Source organism: Bacillus sp. AK031 (genome assembly GCF_053903065.1).
Genome location: NZ_CP096424.1, coordinates 158886 through 178096 on the forward strand (window position 1 = coordinate 158886; position 19211 = coordinate 178096).

The window sequence follows — 19211 nt, forward strand, 5'->3', positions numbered from 1 at the left end:
TAATAGTTTCGTTGCCGCCGTGCCGTGGAAATGAATGAGGAACCTGTCAATACCCGTACGCGGCGAAAAAATTTTTAAGGCATTTTCAACCCTTGAAACATAAACAATTTTCTTCATTTCTATTTATTTTTCGACACGCTTCGAGATGTTTTTATGAGTAAAACCGTCTATAATAGAGAATACATGTTAGGTAGGAAGAGGGTAAAAGATGGAATATTCCAAAATGAAGCTGCATGAGGAAAAAGTTTTTAAAGACCCTGTTCATCGTTATGTACACGTGAAGGACCAGGTCATTTGGGATTTGATAGGGACGAAGGAGTTTCAGAGGCTCAGGCGTATCCGCCAGCTGGGGACAACGTATCTGACGTTTCACGGCGCGGAGCACAGCCGCCTGAATCATTCTCTCGGTGTCTATGAAATTGTCCGGCGGATCGTCGATGATGTCTTTCAAGGACGCCCCGAATGGAGCCAGAATGAACGTCTGCTGTCTTTGTGTGCAGCCTTGCTTCATGATTTAGGTCATGGGCCGTTTTCCCATTCCTTTGAAAAGGTATTTCACCTGGATCATGAACATTTCACTCAAGAGATCATCCTGGGGGATACAGAGGTGAACCAGGTGCTTTCGAAAGTGGGTAAAGACTTTCCGAAGCATGTAGCCGAAGTCATTGCCAAAACCTATGCGAACAAACAAGTTGTCAGCCTGATTTCCAGCCAGATAGACGCTGATCGAATGGATTATCTGCAGCGTGATGCTTATTTTACCGGAGTCAGTTACGGACATTTCGATATGGAGAGGATTCTGCGCGTCATGAGGCCGCGTGAAGACCAGGTCGTTATCAAATCCAGCGGTATGCATGCTGTCGAGGATTACATAATGAGCCGCTATCAAATGTACTGGCAGGTCTATTTCCATCCGGTGACACGAAGTGCGGAAGTCATCCTGACGAAAATCCTTCACCGTGCAAAAGAACTGTACCAGCAAAATCATACGTTCAAATATGACCCTCTCCATTTTTATTCGCTTTTTGAAGAAAATGTATCGTTAGAGGATTATTTGAAGCTTGATGAAGCGGTCATCATGTTCTATTTCCAGACTTGGGAAGAGGAAGACGATCCGATTTTGAGCGATCTTTGCCGCCGTTTCATGAATAGGAATCTATTCAAATACGTTGAGTTTGATCCTGCTAAAGAATATAGAAAATACAGCGACCTGGAAGCGTTATTCAAAAAAGCTGGAATCGATCCGGAATATTATCTGGTCGTCGATTCATCATCAGATCTTCCTTACGATTTTTACCGCCCCGGTGAAGAAGAGGAACGCCTTCCAATTCATCTGCAGATGCCGAATGATGAACTCAAAGAGCTGTCGAGGCAGTCGGATATCGTTGATGCGATTTCAGGTAAAAGACGGACCGACCACAAACTCTATTATCCTGCCGACCTCTTATATGATGAAACTTCCAAGAAAAATATTAAAAGACAAATACGTTCTATTTTAGAACTCGATTAAATATTCAGCCCCCTCCTTTCAGGGGGCTCCTGCACCTAATGACGGAACACGGAGTACTATTTGAAGTAGGAGATGACATACCATTGTTAAAGGATCACGCTAAATTAATGAGTGCATTTTTTGCTTCCGGAGAAATTACCGGCAGGAAAAAACTGCAGAAAATGATATATATAGCAAAAAAATTATCCTTTCCGTTCCAGGAAAAATTCCAGTTTCACTTCTACGGCCCCTATTCAGAAGAATTGACATTGCGAGTGGAAGAATTGTGCAATATGGGCTTCATCAGTGAGCTGAAAGAGAAAAAAGGCGGTTACTATCAATATCGCTATACGGTAACAGAAGAGGGCCAGGGTTTCCTGGATATGTATGAAACCGAAATGCCGTTCTTGAAAGACTGCCTGGAAGCGATGAACGACCAGCCTTCACGATTTCTTGAGCTCGTTTCAACCGTTCTCTATTTCGATAACCTCTCCCGTGAAGAAGTGGAAGAGAAGGTATTCACGCTGAAAAGCAAACAGAAGTACACGGTGGAAGAAGTCGATGCTGCGTACGACTATATACAAGAATTGAAAAAGAAGATCGTTCAATAAAAATGAGGCCTGCCGCACTGGTGTGTGGCGGTTTTTTTATTTAAGGATGGGGTTGCGTGAGGGATGTGAGTGTGCGTGTATGCATGTCGCGAAATCCGTCGAAATGTGTCGTTTGGCCGATATTCGAGATGTTTTGGTCGATAAACGATAGGTTTCCGCTGATAAACTACTCAACTTCGCCGATAAAACCTCGAAAACCGCCGATAAATGACAAACTTCCGCCGATAACTAAGCCAAGCTTGCTGGGTAAACAGAAAAAACCGCCGATTTCAATGAATCAGCGGTTCTATTTCTGGAAACGTCAGCGGGCGTAGTCAAGTCCACTTTATTGTGTAAATTCCTATACTATGTCTTCAACCAATATTGGTTTTGTTTTCCTGGGGGTCCTCCAGCTAGCTGGAGGACCCCCAGGAAATCGAATTATTTAATAGAGATATTTTCTGTTCCCTGGATCAAGGTCTTTTTCCTGCTCCATTAAGACTGCTCCAATTAGGCGAAATGCTGATTGGGTATTCGGAAAAATCCTGATAACACGTTCACGTCTCCGGATTTCAGAATTTAATCTTTCCAAATTATTTGTTGTTCTTAGTTTTTGATGGTATTCCTGAGGCTCGTTCATGAACTGGACCGCGTCTTCAAATCCATCATCTAAAATCCTTATAACCTTTTGATAAGAACTTCGTTCCTCGAATAGAGTTATAAATTCATCTTTGATTTCTCTGGCTTCTTGTGGAGTAGAGGCATCAAAGATTCTTTTGAGAATCTGTTTGGCTTCACGGGAATCTTTTTTAGGCATCACATCAATAATATTTTTCTTGAAGTGGAAGGTGCAGCGCTGCCAACTTGCCCCTATAAAAGATTCTCTTATAGCGCTTTTCAAGCCCTCGTGAGCATCAGAAATAATCATTTGAGGTGATTGGAAGCCTCGGGATTTTAAGTGGTCAAAGAATTGAATCCAACCAGATTTAGACTCTGCATGATTTACGCTGAGGCCAATAATTTCCCTTTTATTCTTCTCATTGACTCCAATCGCAATATAGACCGCTTTGGATACCACTCGTTGATGTTCTCTCACTTTAATATACATAGCGTCAACGTATACATATTTGTAGTACATTACATTAAGAGGACGTGTTGCCCACTCGTTTACAATCGGATCTAATTTTTTTGTAATGTTAGAAACCAGTGATTTAGATACACTTTCACCACAGAGCTGTTCCATTACCTTAGTAACTTTCCGAGTAGAAACTCCATTGACCACCATTTCCATCATTGAAAGAACAAGTGCCTGATCTACACGCTTGTATTTTTCAAATAATGAAGTGGAGAATACCCCGTTTCTCGTACGGGGAACGGTTAAAGTAAGCTTGCCAATTGAAATGACAAAATCACGCTTGTAGTAGCCATTTCGGTAGTCTAGTCGTTCCTCTGTTCTCTCATAAGCCTTAGCGTTTAAGTAGTCATTACGTTCTTTTTCCATAAACTCATTAAGCACTAAGACAAGGGAAGATTTAACAAGGGTATCAAGATCAGAGTTAGCTACTTGGTCTTTTAAATCTTCAATATTTAAAGTAAGATTAAGTTGGGTCATTTTTAATTCCTCCATGTACAGATTTTCTTGGTCGAAAACATTGTATCATGGGAATTAAAATGGCCCTTTTTTATTTACACAATTATATAGACTTAATCGCGGGCGTGGTGAAATTGCCGCCTTCTGCGCGTTGAACCAATCCTGCAGAGGATTACTTATCGCTAAAAAGCTTCCCGCCCACAGCGTAATGATCCTTGTTCATTTCCTCGATGAAAACGACGATATTTTCTTCCGGTGCACCGGTTGTTTCACTGACAGCCGCCGTTACTTTCTCAACGAGGGCTTTCTTTTGGTCTTCATTACGTCCTTCAAGCATTTTAACCGTTATATAAGGCATGGATTTCGCTCCTGTTCTATAATTTTGTTACAATCAGAAAGGGAAGGGCAGACTGCCGATACCCTCTATTTGAATTTTATCGTATTTTTTAGAAGGAGCAAGTATCTTCTATAGAGAATTATGAGAAGAATGAGTTTTTATCGCCAAAAATATTACATGAGAATAAGGAGAACAGACATTGGATATAATTGAACAGTTTTCCCGGTTTAGTTTAGAAGAGCTTCCTTTCGTGGTGATTGCCTTGATCATCGCCTTCACGGTCCACGAATTCGCTCATGCATATGTAGCACACAAATTTGGAGATGATACAGCGAAGGACCAGGGGCGGCTGACGCTCAACCCGATTCAGCATTTAGACCCGATCGGAACCCTGTTGATCTTGATCGCCGGGTTCGGCTGGGCGCGTCCTGTGCCGGTGAACCGCTTTAATTTTAAAAATCCTAAGCTTGCGGGCGTGCTTGTTTCTGTTGCGGGGCCATTGAGCAACTTCTTGATCGCCTTCATTGCCTTCGGCGTGTTTTACCTGATGATCAGCTTAGGAGTCGGAACGGTGATTCCCCAGTTCTTCATCGAGATGTTCCAAATGATTGCCTATTTGAATGTTCTTTTGTTCATTTTCAATCTATTGCCGTTTCCTCCTCTGGATGGTTACCGCATCATTGAGGACCTTTCTTCGCCGCGGGTCCGTTCGAGGATGTCCCAATATGAGCAATACGGTGTGCTGCTGTTTCTGATCCTTGTCATTACACCGCTGGATCAATATACAATCTGGCCGGTGCTGAATGGCGGAATGACCGCCACGTACCAGGCATTTAATACAATCTTCTATACACTATTTTCTATTTTTTCATAAGGCAGTTTTACAGAGGATTATGCTTTTTAAATTTTTTATACTAGGTGAATTTTATTAAGTAGATTGGAGCGGAAGGCGTGCGACCTCCTGCGGGAATAGCGTGACAGGTGAGACCCCGCAGGCGAAGCCGAGGAGGCTCACCGCACGCCCCGCGGAGTCGTACGCCTGGAGCGGAAATCATTACTCTATTATAAAGGGGTTGTTCTAAATGGAAGGAAAAAAGAAAAACAATGTGGGCTTTAATATCATCAAAAGCGATCCGACAGACGGGCATGGGGGCTTTGGAATCGGTTCATTGAGCCTTGATAATGTGTCACCTGTCATCGTCGATGTTGAAGAAGGGGAAGCGGTAGTGGACATCGGCGCGATGCATGCCCGCAGCGCTGTCGAAAAAAGAATCAAATTTACAAACAACCGCGAAGATTCTGCAGGCGGAAAGCTTTACTGGCTTGTATGGGTGACGATTGACCGTAAAGCAGACGGACCTTATTATGCAGGCGTGACGGCTTGTGAGATGGTCGTGAACCAGGAAAAGCGCAGGGGATATAAATCGCTTCCGGAGCACGTGAACCGCATGGATAAATCGATCAAGCGCCATATAATCGTGGATGATATGGATGATAAGGGAAAAGGCATTCTTCGTGACTTCCTGATGACACATGATGAAGGAATGTGGGAACGTTCTGAAGATAAGTTAAAAGAAGAGTTGTCTGTTTGAATTGCAGGCGCCAAATTATGACAATTGTATGAACGAATTATGACATTTATTAGAAACACTCGTTCACAGCTTGCTCATTGAGCCGAAAAAAAGTAAACTTAAATCACAGTTTGCACAAAACAAACTAGGACATGAAAAACCCCGGGTTCGCACAAACCCGGGGTTTTTCGTATATTTCTATAGATTATATCTCTTGTATATGAAGAGGAATGGTGTGATTTCCGCTCCAGGCGTGCGACTCCGCGGGGCGTGCGGTGAGCCTCCTCGGCTGTGCCTGTGGGGTCTCACCTGTCACGCTAATCCCGCAGGAGGTCGCACGCCTTCCGCTCCAATCGACTAAGATTATAATACGTCCTTTCTAGCCTAAAGATATAAATTTATCCTGCTGGTGCTTGATCTCGGGGGAGTCAGAGACCTGTCTCAACGATGTATAGGCTGCCTCACCTGTCCAAATATCCCGCAACGAGTAAGACCATCCTAATAAACAACAGAGAAATCAAAACCACTCTGTCCATTTCTTATACCAGGGAGTCTTGTCCTCTTCCGGCTTGGTTTCCGGCGGTTTCTCGAGGATTTTTTCATCCAGGTGTTCTGTACAGTATTCGGTCGGTTGCGTGCCCTTGATGAAGTAGGTGAAGCGCTGGACTGGACAGCCTTTTGTTGCCAGCTTGCCGTTATGGGGGTTAACGAGATAGCCCTTCACGTTTTTCGTTGGTTTAAATGATTTTACCGGCTCATCCTTCAATGCTTCTTCCATAAAATGAACCCAGATATTCTTCGCATAATACTTATCTTCCACGAGAGAAATTTCTTTTCCTTTATCATATCCGGTCCAGACCCCTGCCGTCAGCTGCGGGGCAAAGCCTATCATCCAGTTATCAGAGTTCGTTGTTCCCGACTTTCCGGCGTAAGGCCGAGTTGTATGCTTCCGGATCGTGATGCCTGTGACGGTTGAATAGTCATTCAGTTTAGGGTCGAAAATTCCACTGAGCATATGGGTCATTACAAAAGCGGCATCAGGATCGAGAACCTGCTCTTTTTTATATTCTTTTTCGTAAATCGGCTCTCCATTGAAATTTTCTACCCTTGTGATGAAAACAGGGCTTATTTTATTGCCTCCGTTAGCGAACATCCCATAAGCATTGACCATATCGACGACACGTGCCCCGGACGTTCCGAGTGCTGATGCGGGAACACTTTTTATCGGGGTGGAGAGACCGAATCGTTTGGCTGTATCGACCAGTGTTTCTTCCCCGAGGAAGAGGTGGGTTTTGACAGCATACACATTATCGGAAATGGCGATTGCCTGGGCAAGTGTAATATCATCGTTGGCATACTTGTTGTTGAAGTTGTGCGGCGAGTACTCGCTTTGGCCGTCATCGAACTTGAAGGTTGTCAGTTCACTGCGCATGGCCGTTGACGGGGTGAATCCTTTTTCGACTGCCGCATAATAAAGCAGCGGTTTAATGGTGGAGCCCGGCTGCCTGACAGCCTGGACTGCCCGGTTGAACGGGCTTTCCTCATAATCCCGGCCGCCGACCATGGCCGTGACATGTCCGTTTTTCGGGTTGATGGCGGTAAAACCGACCTGGATATCGGATTCCGGCTTGATTTCCCTTCCAATGACTTCCTCAGCTGCTTTCTGGTGTTTCGAATTTAACGTCGTATACACTTTTAAGCCTCCGAGTTCAATTGTCCGCTCATCGATGCCAAGTTGGTTTCTGAGAATATTTTTAACAACATCCTGGAAATAGGGTGCCGTTTCCACTGATTGATGAGGGAACTCTCCTACAATTTTGAGGGATTCATTTTTAGCTTTGGCTGCTGCCTCTTCGGAAATCATTTTATCTTCCTGCATGGCGTTGAGGATGATCTCCTGGCGCGTTTTTGCCTTTTCAAAAGAATCCAATGGAGAATACAGGCTTGGGCCTTTTGGGACTCCGGCGAGCATGGCAGCCTCTGCGACAGTCAGGTCAGCTGCGCTTTTTCCAAAATAAAACTGGCTGGCTGCCTGGACACCGTAGGCTCCGTGGCCGTAATAGATGGTGTTGAGATAGCCTTCCAAAATTTCTTCTTTTGTATAATTCAGCTCAAGGCGAAGGGTATAAAGGGCTTCGGATATCTTCCTTTTCCACGTCTTATCATGGGTGAGGAATAAGTTCCGGGCGTACTGTTGTGAGATCGTCGATGCACCCTGCACTTTTGCCATCGCTCTCAGGTCGGCAATTCCTGCTGCCGTTATCCGTTTGAAATCAAATCCGTGATGGGAGAAGAACCCTTTGTCTTCAATTGCCAGCGTCGCATCGATCAAGTCAGGGGAAATGTCTTGAAGGTTGACCCAGTAGCGTTTTTCACCGCTGTTGCTTTCCCCGATGATGGATCCGTCGCTTCCGAAAAACAAGGTCGACTGTGGGACGGCGAGCGGAGGAGGGCCCTGGATTTTTGCATATGTCAATAAGCCTGCCAGTCCTGCCAGCATGAGCAGGGAAGAAAGCAAGCCGAGAATGATCAAAGCACGCACATATTTTTTCGTTTTCTTTAAACGGGAGCTTGTGATGACTTCCAAGTGTATCCCTCTTTTCCTATTATTCTGCCAATTTTATTAGCAGTATGGAATGGAGAGGGAAATTTTAAACATATAGGAAGAAATTAAATATTTTTCTTGTAATTTTGCCAAATTAGACTATACTTTTTCTCATGTTTGTATTTATGTAGTTGGGGAACGATATTTATGATGATGTCTGTCCCTGGTCGCGAGAATTAATTTTGAAAAGGAATGAAGAAAAATGGGTGGATTTTGGTTCACAGAGAAACAAACGGAAAATTTCGGCATTACAATGAAAATCAACAAAACTTTACATACAGAGCAAACAGAATTCCAAAAGCTTGATATGGTCGAAACAGAAGAGTGGGGCAACATGCTATATCTTGATGGGATGGTCATGACTTCCCAGAAGGATGAGTTCGTTTATCATGAAATGGTCGCACATGTTCCATTGTTCACACACCCGAACCCGGAGACAGTTCTGGTTGTCGGCGGCGGCGATGGCGGCGTTATCCGCGAAGTGTTAAAGCATCCTTCTGTTAAAAAGGCTGTTTTGGCTGAAATTGATGGAAAAGTCATCGAGTATTCGAAGAAATACCTTCCTGAAATCGCAGGCGAGCTTGAGAATGAGAGAGTCGAAGTGCAGGTCGGCGACGGCTTTATGCACATCGCGAAGAGTGAAAATGAATACGATGTCATCATGGTTGATTCCACAGAGCCTGTTGGTCCTGCAGTGAATCTGTTCACAAAAGGATTCTATGCGGGTATCTCGAAGGCATTGAAAGAAGACGGTATCTTTGTTGCGCAATGTGATAACCCTTGGTTCAAAGCAGATCTTATCCGCCAGGTACAGAGCGATGTGAAGGAAATCTTCCCGATCACACGCTTGTACACTGCAAACATCCCGACTTATCCAAGCGGCATGTGGGCGTTCACTGTCGGTTCGAAAAAGCATGATCCTCTGGAAGTGAGCGAAGACCGTTTCCATGACATCGAAACGAAATACTATACGAAAGAACTTCATAAAGCGAGCTTTGTGCTTCCTAAGTTCGTTAAAGATTTAACTGAGTAATTTGTTTAGATAAGAGTTGTTGATTTCCGCTCCAGGCATGCGACTCCGCGGGGCGTGCGGTGAATTAAAAAGCGGAAGCGGCCGTTCAGCGACGTACAGATTGGAGGGCTCTCGCATGAGATAAAGGAATCACGAAGAGCGACAGCGATTCGATGATGACTTATCGCAAGGAGAGAGACCGAAATCTGCTAGTCGCTGGCCGCTGGAGCTGGATTGGCCTCCTCGGCTTCGCCTGCGGGGTTACGTTCCAGTGGGTACGTAACCTTGGTCTCACCTGTCACGCTAGTCCCGCAGGAGATCGCACGCCTTCCGCTCCAATCAACGCTTTATTGACTATAACAGTACCTTTTAATCAACAATCTATAGAACCTTGCTGAAAATCATAGTGAGGACGAATGTTCCTTAATCGCTTATATATCTTTTTTAGTACGATACCAGTTTTTAAAGGAGTCATGAAATATGCGCTTTGATGAAGCTTATTCTGGAAATGTTTTTATCGGCAGCCATCCTTCTTATGAAGAGAGTAAGGTTGTCCTGTACGGTATGCCGATGGATTGGACGGTCAGCTATCGTCCGGGTTCCCGTTTCGGCCCGACCCGCATCCGTGAGGTTTCAATCGGACTGGAAGAGTACAGTCCGTATCTGGACAGGGAAATGCATGAGGTGAAATACTTCGATGCTGGTGATATTCCGCTTCCATTCGGGAATCCGCAAAAAAGCATCGATGTGATTGAAGACTACATCGACGGCCTGATGCAAGATAACAAAATTCCATTCGGCATGGGCGGAGAGCACTTGGTGTCATGGCCGGTCATGAAGGCTGTTGCGAAGAAGCACAGTGATTTGGCGATCATCCATATGGACGCCCATACCGACCTTCGTGAGCACTATGAAGGTGAGCCTTTGTCCCACTCGACGCCGATAAGAAAGATTGCCGAGCATATCGGACCTGAAAATGTCTACTCGTTCGGAATTCGTTCTGGAATGAAGGAAGAATTCCAATGGGCCAAGGAAAATGGTATGCATATTTCAAAATTTGAAGTGCTTGAACCATTGAAGGAGATCCTTCAGAAGCTTGCCGGACGCCCGGTCTATGTCACGATTGACATCGATGTACTGGATCCTGCGCATGCTCCTGGAACAGGAACCGTGGACTGCGGCGGAATCACTTCCCGCGAGCTGCTCGCTTCCATCCATGAAATTGCCCGCTCGGAAGTGAACGTAGTCGGAGCCGACCTTGTTGAAGTGGCACCGATCTATGACGCGTCAGAACAAACAGCGAACACTGCAAGCAAGCTCATCCGCGAAATGATGCTTGGCTGGGTGAAATAATAGCACTTGAGAAGAACTGCCCCGGAGAAATGGACTTTTGATGGGGCAGTTCTTTTTGATGGCTGGTCCATCCAAGATGAACCGATTCTCCCTGCTATCATTGCATTTTCGAGAGATTATTCTTATACTTAGTTAGTTAAGGATGCACGTAATGGAAATACAGAAATTTTACAAAGGATGTGAGAGGTTTGAAAGGTGGAGGAAATGAGCAGACTGAGGTCAAAATTCACTTGAAAACCCGCATACAGCACGGTGATGAAAAAGACTCTTTTGAATTGTTCTCGAATGGCAGATACTATGAAAAAGGAGATTCTTTTTTTCTTAAATATGACGAAGTTCAAGAAGAAGGAACGATACATACGATCGTCAAGATCAAAAAGGATGAAGAAGCCTTGATTCTGCGAAGCGGAGCGGTCAAAATGAGGATGGTTTTTAAAGAGGACGAGGAATTGGCCGGCTCTTACGAAAGCCAGCTCGGCACTTTGATGATCACGACGAAAACCCTGAAGCTGGCACACACAGCGGACAGGAATGCCAATGACGGTGAAATAAACTTATCCTACCAGTTATTCATGCAGGGAAGCCCGGTTGGAAGGTATGATATGGACATTTCGTACAAGGAGGAAGGAATAGAGCGATGAATATAGCAGAACAAGTTCAAGATAAACTAAGAGCAGAAATAAAGTCAGCTGTCCTGAAAGCGGGACTGGCGACAGAGGACCAGATTCCGGATGTCATTCTAGAAACACCAAAGGAGAAGTCACACGGAGACTACTCTACGAACATGGCAATGCAGCTGGCTCGCGTTGCGAAAAAAGCGCCAAGAATGATTGCTGATGATATCGCGGCAAACATCGACCAGAAGGAAGCTTCGATTGAAAAAATTGACATTGCAGGTCCGGGGTTCATCAACTTTTTCATGAAGAATGAATACCTGACTGAGCTGGTATCAAACATTCTCGAAGCAGGCGATGAATACGGCCGCTCGGATGCAGGAAAAGGCGAAAGAATCAATGTCGAGTTCGTTTCAGCTAACCCTACTGGCGATCTTCATCTTGGACATGCCCGCGGAGCTTCTGTCGGAGATTCCCTGTGTAATGTCCTGGATAAAGCGGGCTATAATGTCACACGTGAATATTACATCAACGATGCCGGGAACCAGATCCATAACCTTGCTCTTTCAGTCGAAGCCCGCTACTTCCAGGCACTTGGACATGACAAGCAGGTTCCAGAAGATGGCTATCAAGGTGCGGACATCATCGGGATCGGGAAAAAACTGGCAGAAGAATTTGGCGATAAATATATTGAAGCATCTGAAGAAGAACGCTACAAATTTTTCCGTGAGTACGGTTTGAAATATGAAATGGAAAAATTGAAAAGGGACCTAGAAGATTTCCGCGTTCCATTCAATGTCTGGTATTCAGAGACGTCGCTTTATGAAAACGGCAAGATTGACGATGCTTTAAAAGCATTGAAAGATAACAACCATGTCTATGAAGAAGACGGGGCTACCTGGTTCCGATCCACTGAATTGGGCGACGATAAAGACCGTGTGCTGATTAAAAATGACGGCACTTACACATACCTGACACCGGATATCTCCTACCACCGTGACAAGTTCGAGCGTGGACATGACATTTTGATCAACATCTGGGGTGCTGACCATCATGGTTACATTCCGCGCATGAAAGCGGCTATTGAAGCGCTCGGATACAAACGTGACAGCCTGGAAGTCGAAGTCATTCAGCTTGTTCACTTGTTCAAAAACGGTGAAAAAATGAAAATGAGCAAACGTACAGGAAAAGCAGTCACGATGCGTGACTTGGTTGAAGAGGTCGGCCTCGATGCGGTCCGTTATTTCTTTGCGATGAGAAGTGCCGATACGCACATGGACTTTGATCTTGACCTGGCTGTGTCTCAGTCAAATGAAAATCCTGTGTATTATGCACAGTACGCCCATGCCCGTATCTGCAGCATCCTGCGCCAGGCAGAAGAGCAGGGCATCTCTTTCGAAGGAGATGTTGATTATTCCTTGCTGCAAACGGAAAAGACAATTGATCTTCTGAAAAAACTGGGAGACTTCCCGGGAGTGGTGGCGGATTCAGCATCAAAACGCCAGCCTCATAGAGTCGCGAACTATATCAATGAGCTGGCTTCTGCGTTCCACAGTTTCTATAATGCTGAAAAAGTATTGGATATGGAAAATGTCGAGATGACAAAAGCCCGTTTGTCCTTGATTAAAGCGGTTCGAATCACGATGAAAAATGCATTGAAACTGATTGGGGTATCAGCTCCGGACAAGATGTAACACATTCAGGTTTGTGCATAAAAACAACTTCAATGTGCTTGTTAATGTATTAAGTTTTTATGTGTGGATGTATAACTTATACACATTTGTGAATAAGTTGTGTATATGTTTGTAGATGATGCATAACTGGACTATTTCTTTCAAAAGGCGGCCGAAGCCAATGCTAGGCCGCCTTTTTTTAACCTCACAACATGAAATCGCAGCCAGAATCGAGGCATTTATATTAAAAAAATAGTTTGCTTCATACTGGGCAATCTAAAAACAAGAATGTTTTTATAAATAAACATAATTGGTGAAGATCTTAGCTTATCCTACCTATTATCACGCTTATCCTTTATGGTGATTTAATGCTTCTCGATTGGAGCGGAAGGCGTGTGACCTCCTGCGGACTAGCGTGACAGGTGAGACCCCGCAGGCGAAGCCGAGGAGGCCAATCCAGCTCCAGCGGCCAGCGACTAGCAGATTTCGGTCTCTCTCCTTGCGATAAGTCAACATCAACTCACTACGTTCGTTGTGTTTCCTTTATCTCATGCGAGAGCCCTCCAATCTGTACGTCGCTGAGCGGCCGCTTCCGCTTTTTAATTCACCGCACGCCCCGCGGAGTCGCACGCCTGGAGCGGAAATCACTTTATACGTGTTGAATAGGTTGGAAAACAAAGACGATGACATGGAGGTACTGATATGAAAGAAGTAATTTTAGCAATCCTAACCGGTTTTATTGTCGGATTCATTTTCGCTCTGTTTAAGCTGCCGATCCCAGCGCCGCCTGCATTTGCCGGAGTAGCGGGCATCATCGGCATTTACCTGGGTTTCAAAGTGTTTGCCTGGGCGCAGCCGATGATTGAATCAATGATGAAATAATAGCGGAGGCCTGGGCAGAAAAAACTCAAGGCCTTGCACAGAGAAATCCCCCAGCATGCTGGGGGATTTCTCTGTTCTATTTTATATGCAAATAATGAAACCGCTCATACTTCTGAGTGGTATCTTCCACTTCAAATTCTACTTTGCGTGCAAAAAGGGGGCCATCATAAACAAACGTATGAAACTCCCCGTTTTCCCCGCACGGATCGACTCCAGACGGCAGATCACGAAGCAGGTCTTCATTATACTCCCTTCCCAAAAACGAAGGGTCCAGCTGAGATCCATCCACACAAACCAAAACTGCCTTATAACCTTTTTCGATAAATTCCCTGCTTAACTCGTTTGTGGAAGCTCCCCAAAGAGGAAACACCGAGGTGAGAGCCGACTTTTTCATCTGTTCTTCCCGAAAAGCGCGGATATCTTCCAGAAAGATATCACCAAAAGCAACTGTTGAAATTCCTTGGGCTTCGAGGGATTTCAAGGCAGCCTTCATGCTGTTCTCGTATTCCTCATTGCTGGCTCCGGCTTTCATCATCACCGGGAAGAGGGGAAGGCCAAGTGCCTCTGCCTGCTTTTTCAATAATGACAATGGTATGTCATGCATCATGACTCTTTTTTCTTCGTCAGCTAGTGTGGTCAGCAGTCCTGCCGGTTTCCAGTCTGGCGAAGAGTGGAGGCGGTTGAGCATGAGCATGCTGTCACGTCCGCCGCTCCACGATAAACAAACGTTCTTTTTCATAGAGAAATTCCTTTCCGCTACCAGACTAGTGTTCCGCCGCTCACCCGTTTGACCCCGCGGATTTTAGCGATATCTTCGGTCAGTTTCAGCATGGCGAGGTCCTTATTTTTGGCTTCAATCATCACATCGATATCCTGGTCGAGTCCTTTCAGCATTTTTAAGTAAGGCTGTACAAATTCGATATCGACATTATCGGCATGCGACCGGAATGCTTTTTCAGATTTAGGTGAAGAAACATGGATTTTCGGCCTTAAATTACGATGCTTCCAGGTATCCATTATCCTTGGGAGGTAGTGTTCCAGGGGCTCGGGACTCGTGTTTGCAGCATGATGATGGACATCAAGAATCATAGGTATCTTCTCTTTTTCACAGACTTCCAGCGTTTCTTCCACATTGTAAGTCTTGTCATCATTTTCAAGTGTCATAATTTTTTTTACATGAGAGGGGAGCTTTCGCAGGTTCTCATGAAAGCGGCCCAATGCCTCTTCTTTGTTTCCGTAGGTACCGCCGATATGAATGTTGATCAGTGAGCGGTCCTCCACATTCATGGCTTCAAGCATCATATAATGAAAAACCATATCTTCCACAGCATTATCCGTAACGGTATCCTTCGGGCTTGTAAACAGGGTGAACTGGTTCGGATGGTAGCTTGTCCTGATATTGAACTTCTTGATGATCTCGCCAAGTTCCTCCCATTCCCGGCGGAAAGGGGAAACAAAATCCCACTGTACTTCCGGATGTGTCGCAAGCGGAACCATCGAACTCGACATTCTGTACAGATTGATTTCATGTGAAGCCAGGTAGTACAGGATGCGCTTTGTATGTTCAAGATTTGCTGCCGTTACTTCGAGCAGCTTTTGCTCCCGTTCTTCAGCAGGGAGTTCGCTGTATCGTTTAAATGTCATCGTTTTGGAGGGACTTGCATCCCATAATGCCAGAGCATTGGCGACAAATCCAAGCCGTAATTGCATAATTTCACTCCCGTACAAAAAATAATCTCCCCTCAACGGAAGGGAGGTTCATTACAATAATATCGCAATCATTGAAGCGATTCCTTCTTTGATCCTCGTGAATGTGCTGACCGAGTTCAATTCGTCCAGGTTCAAAGGGGTTGAGCCTTCAATATCCTTCTGCACTTCCTCCAACACTTGGTCAACGTAGGATTGAGTGTAAACAAAGTTATTCAGTTCGAGATTGACATAGAGGCTGCGCAAGTCGAAGTTGGCTGTTCCCATATCAGTGAATTTTTTGTCTACGATAATTAATTTGGCGTGGTAGAATCCGCCCCTGAATTGATGGATCTCCGCCCCGTACGGCAACAGTTTGCGGTAGTGTTTGTAAGAAGCCTCTTTTACAAGTAAATGATCAGCTTTATAAGGGGCGACAATCGTTACCTTAACACCCCTTTTGAGTGCCGCAATCAACGCATTCATCAATTCATCAGAGGGGATGAAATAAGGTGTCCCAATGAAAATCGATTCTTTGGCATTAGAGATGAAATTGACAAACTGGCTCTCGATCTTAAAGCCTTCAGAAGGGAAGAACCTATGTTCAACAGACCCCTTTTGCAAGTCGGGAAAACATTCACCGCTACTCGGAATTTCTTCCCCGGATGCCCGCAGCCAGTCGATGCAGAACTCTTTCTGCAAGTCGGCAGTGCCTTCTCCTTCGATTCTCATATGGTAATCTCTCCAAGGAGACAGATCCGGGTCTTCATCAATGTATTCCCTGCCGACATTGTATCCGCCCAGGTACCCTATTCTTCCATCAATTACGCTGATTTTCCGGTGGTTACGCTGCTGGATGGAAAAAAATAAATAGGGGAGGTGCGGCTTTTCACAGAAATAGACATCAAGGCCTTCAGCTCTTAATTCTTTAACCTTCTTTTTTGAGATATGGTAGCTTCCCCCCCTGTCCATAATCAGGCGGACCTTGAGACCTTCTTTCGCCTTCTTTACCAGCAGGTCAAAAAACTGCCTACCCAAATGATCATCTTTGACTGTATAAAAGAGACAGTTGATCGTGGAGGTTGCGCCTTCAATGTCGGAAAACATTTTTTCAAAAAACTTCGGTCCGGTAGAAATAAGTTCAATGTCGCTATGGCGTTTGGGATAATCCCTCCGGTATGCGTTCCGGACAAAATGTTTCCGCCCGAAATGAAAATCAACAACAGCCCAGACGATGATGGCCGCAGTTATTAATAAAATGATAAAAAACCACATATAATCACTCTTTCATTGCTAGTAAAGGTAGTATGCCCAACTTTCCTTTAATCATCTTTTCCCTTTAGCCCGCCTGTGAAAACGGGTTACGCTAAATTGCCTGCTTTTATAAAAAAATAGGTGGAAAATCGTTGACTGAATGCTCATTCACTATATAATAGAGGTAGGGAACATTCTGAATATTATTTCCTTTTTAAAATTTGCAACAAAGGGAGAAGAAATCAAGGTATTAAGAGGGGAGAGTCTATAACATGGACGTTTTGTTGTGGATAAACTGGATTGCATTCATTCTTGTAACCGCTTACGCAGTCAGTTTATTCGTATATGTTGTGAAAACAAGGATTGAGTATATCAAACTCGGGAAGAAAGTCGAGTTTGATAATAATGTGAAAGAACGCATGAAGAAAATTGCCGTGAATGTTTTCGGTCAGAAGAAGCTCTTGAAGGATAAGAAGAGCGGCGCGATTCACGTCATGTTCTTCTATGGATTTATATTAGTTCAGTTCGGTGCGATCGATTTTATCTGGAAAGGGCTTGCGCCTGGATCACATCTGCCTTTGGGGCCTTTGTATCCTGCCTTTACGTTCTTCCAGGAGATTGTCACACTGACGATTCTGATAGCGGTCGTCTGGGCTTTCCACCGCCGCTATGTTGAAAAGCTTGTCCGCTTGAAAAGGGGCTTTAAATCAGGTCTTGTACTACTTTTCATCGGCGGATTGATGCTTTCTGTACTTCTTGGAAATGGTATGGGGCTTATCTGGCATGGCCATGAGCTGGGCTGGACGGAGCCGATTGCTTCCTTGTTTGCCGGCGGTCTGGGCTGGATAGGAGAAACAGCGTCCATTGTCATTTTCTATGTGGCATGGTGGATTCACTTATTGTTCCTGCTTGCATTCCTTGTGTACGTGCCGCAATCCAAGCACGCTCACTTGCTTGCCGGTCCTGCCAATGTGTACTTTAACCGCCTGGACAATCCAGGAAAGTTAAAACCGATTGATTTTGAAGATGAAACCGCCGAGAGTTTCGGTGTGGGGAAAATCGAAGAATTCAATCAGCTGCAAATGATTGATTTCTACGCATGTGTTGAGTGTGGACGCTGTACCAATATGTGCCCGGCTACAGGGACAGGGAAAATGCTGTCTCCGATGGATCTGATCGTTAAGCTGCGTAACCACTTAACAAACCATGGTGCGGCCGTAACATCCAAGAAGCCTTGGGTGCCGACGATGGCTTTCAATAGTACACAAGGAAATCAGCTGGCAATGGCTGCTGCCGGTCAGGGTGCAGAAGAAGCTGCAGCAACACTGGACTACAGCCCAAGCTTGATCGGGGACGTCATCACGGAAGAAGAAATCTGGGCATGTACGACTTGCCGTAACTGTGAAGACCAATGTCCGGTCATGAACGAACACGTTGACAAAATCATTGACCTTCGCCGTTACCTTGTCCTGACTGAAGGGAAAATGGATGCCGATGCACAGCGCGCGATGCAAAATATCGAGCGTCAAGGAAACCCTTGGGGCCTTAACCGCAAAGAGCGTGAAAACTGGCGTGAGGGAAGAGAAGATGTTCATATTCCAACTGTAAAAGAAATGAAGAAAGCCGGAGAAGATTTTGAATACCTATTCTGGGTCGGCTCAATGGGATCATTTGATAACCGAAGCCAAAAAATAGCGCTTTCTTTTGCCAAGCTTTTAAATGAAGCCGGCGTCAAGTTCGCAATTCTTGGAAACAAGGAGAAAAACTCCGGGGATACTCCTCGCCGTCTGGGCAATGAGTTCTTATTCCAGGAGCTTGCAACATCAAACATTGCGGAATTCGAGAAACATGAAGTGAAGAAAATCATCACCACCGACCCGCATGCTTATAACATTTTCAAAAATGAATATCCTGACTTCGGCTTGGAAGCAGAAGTTTTCCATCACACGGAAGTACTTGCACAACTGGTCAAAGAAGGCAGGTTGAAACCGCAATACGAAGTGAATGAAACGATTACCTTCCATGATTCCTGCTACCTTGGCAGATACAACGAAGTGTACGAACCGCCTCGTGATATCCTGAAAGCCATTCCGGGAGTTAAGCTGCTTGAAATGGAAAGAAACAGACAAAACGGTATGTGCTGTGGAGCCGGCGGAGGCTTGATGTGGATGGAAGAAGACAAAGGCCACCGCGTCAATGTCGCCCGAACAGAGCAGGCGCTTGAAACCAACCCATCTGTCATTAGTTCCGGCTGTCCTTACTGTCTGACGATGCTATCAGATGGTACGAAGGCGAAAGAAGTGGAAGACAACGTTTCAACACTGGACGTAGCAGAATTGCTTGAGAAAGCAGTTTGCGGCGATCCGAAAGATACGACAATCGCTTCTTAATAAAAAATAAAATGTTAAGGCTGGTGGAAAGTTACGCTGAGTTGTTGGAGCGGAAGGCACTCGACTCCTGGGGGATTAGCGGGACAGGTGAGACCCCGCAGGCGAATCCAGCTCCAGCGGCCAGCACCTAGCGGATTTCGGTCTCCTTCCTTGCGATAAGTCAT

The 19211-nt window shown here is 45.1% G+C and carries 16 protein-coding genes; 10 read left to right on the forward strand and 6 right to left on the reverse strand.

Features of this window, described 5'->3' with window-relative positions:
- The first annotated feature begins 208 nt into the window (after nt 1-208).
- Nucleotides 209-1510, forward strand: coding sequence for an HD domain-containing protein (locus M1E09_RS00765; RefSeq protein ID WP_456273009.1), 1302 nt, complete (start codon nt 209-211; stop codon nt 1508-1510).
- Nucleotides 1511-1593: 83 nt separating this feature from the next.
- Nucleotides 1594-2100, forward strand: a complete 507-nt coding sequence (locus M1E09_RS00770; protein WP_456274864.1) for a YwgA family protein — start codon at nt 1594-1596, stop codon at nt 2098-2100.
- Between the two features lie 424 nt (nt 2101-2524).
- Here the strand turns inward: M1E09_RS00770 and M1E09_RS00775 are convergent, their stop codons facing one another.
- A complete protein-coding gene (locus M1E09_RS00775) occupies nt 2525-3691 on the reverse strand; it encodes an IS256 family transposase (RefSeq protein WP_456274865.1) in 1167 nt (388 codons plus the stop codon).
- A gap of 151 nt (nt 3692-3842) precedes the next feature.
- Nucleotides 3843-4028, reverse strand: a complete 186-nt coding sequence (locus tag M1E09_RS00780; protein ID WP_456273010.1) for a 2-hydroxymuconate tautomerase — start codon at nt 4026-4028, stop codon at nt 3843-3845.
- A gap of 187 nt (nt 4029-4215) precedes the next feature.
- Here M1E09_RS00780 and M1E09_RS00785 point away from each other — a divergent pair, with 187 nt between their 5' ends.
- Both M1E09_RS00785 and M1E09_RS00790 read left to right on the forward strand, forming a co-directional pair.
- Complete coding sequence (locus tag M1E09_RS00785; protein ID WP_456274866.1) at nt 4216-4881, forward strand: site-2 protease family protein; 666 nt, start codon at nt 4216-4218, stop codon at nt 4879-4881.
- 208 nt (nt 4882-5089) lie between these two features.
- A complete protein-coding gene (locus tag M1E09_RS00790) occupies nt 5090-5599 on the forward strand; it encodes a YwhD family protein (RefSeq protein ID WP_456273011.1) in 510 nt (169 codons plus the stop codon).
- Between the two features lie 496 nt (nt 5600-6095).
- Here M1E09_RS00790 and M1E09_RS00795 read toward each other — a convergent pair whose 3' ends face one another.
- The gene (locus M1E09_RS00795; RefSeq protein ID WP_456273012.1) at nt 6096-8165 is read right to left on the reverse strand and encodes a transglycosylase domain-containing protein; all 2070 of its coding nucleotides are present in this window, start codon (nt 8163-8165) and stop codon (nt 6096-6098) included.
- A gap of 220 nt (nt 8166-8385) precedes the next feature.
- On the opposite strand from M1E09_RS00795, the gene speE reads away from it, so the two are divergent.
- The 5 genes from speE (at nt 8386) to M1E09_RS00820 (ending at nt 13717) form a co-directional block, all read left to right on the forward strand.
- Nucleotides 8386-9216, forward strand: a complete 831-nt coding sequence (gene speE, locus M1E09_RS00800; protein ID WP_456273013.1) for a polyamine aminopropyltransferase — start codon at nt 8386-8388, stop codon at nt 9214-9216.
- Between the two features lie 459 nt (nt 9217-9675).
- Nucleotides 9676-10548 carry an agmatinase gene (gene speB / locus M1E09_RS00805; protein ID WP_456273014.1) on the forward strand — a complete coding sequence of 291 codons (873 nt, stop codon included), beginning with the start codon at nt 9676-9678 and terminating at the stop codon, nt 10546-10548.
- A gap of 179 nt (nt 10549-10727) precedes the next feature.
- On the forward strand, nt 10728-11189 hold the full coding sequence (locus tag M1E09_RS00810; RefSeq protein ID WP_456273015.1) for a DUF1934 domain-containing protein: 462 nt from the start codon (nt 10728-10730) through the stop codon (nt 11187-11189).
- On the forward strand, nt 11186-12856 hold the full coding sequence (gene argS / locus M1E09_RS00815; RefSeq protein ID WP_456273016.1) for an arginine--tRNA ligase: 1671 nt from the start codon (nt 11186-11188) through the stop codon (nt 12854-12856). Before M1E09_RS00810 ends, argS begins: the two co-directional genes overlap by 4 nt.
- A gap of 681 nt (nt 12857-13537) precedes the next feature.
- A complete protein-coding gene (locus M1E09_RS00820) occupies nt 13538-13717 on the forward strand; it encodes a XapX domain-containing protein (protein ID WP_456273017.1) in 180 nt (59 codons plus the stop codon).
- A gap of 76 nt (nt 13718-13793) precedes the next feature.
- Here the strand turns inward: M1E09_RS00820 and M1E09_RS00825 are convergent, their stop codons facing one another.
- The 3 genes from M1E09_RS00825 to cls are packed head-to-tail and all read right to left on the reverse strand — an operon-like array spanning nt 13794 to nt 16678.
- Entirely contained in the window at nt 13794-14456 is a 663-nt protein-coding gene (locus M1E09_RS00825; RefSeq protein ID WP_456273018.1) for a Dph6-related ATP pyrophosphatase, read from the reverse strand.
- Between the two features lie 17 nt (nt 14457-14473).
- Nucleotides 14474-15427, reverse strand: coding sequence for a UV DNA damage repair endonuclease UvsE (gene uvsE, locus M1E09_RS00830; protein WP_456273019.1), 954 nt, complete (start codon nt 15425-15427; stop codon nt 14474-14476).
- A 51-nt stretch (nt 15428-15478) separates the two neighbouring features.
- Complete coding sequence (gene cls, locus M1E09_RS00835) at nt 15479-16678, reverse strand: cardiolipin synthase (protein WP_456273020.1); 1200 nt, start codon at nt 16676-16678, stop codon at nt 15479-15481.
- A 251-nt stretch (nt 16679-16929) separates the two neighbouring features.
- On the opposite strand from cls, the gene M1E09_RS00840 reads away from it, so the two are divergent.
- Nucleotides 16930-19047, forward strand: coding sequence for a (Fe-S)-binding protein (locus M1E09_RS00840; protein ID WP_456273021.1), 2118 nt, complete (start codon nt 16930-16932; stop codon nt 19045-19047).
- The last annotated feature ends 164 nt before the right edge of the window (nt 19048-19211 follow it).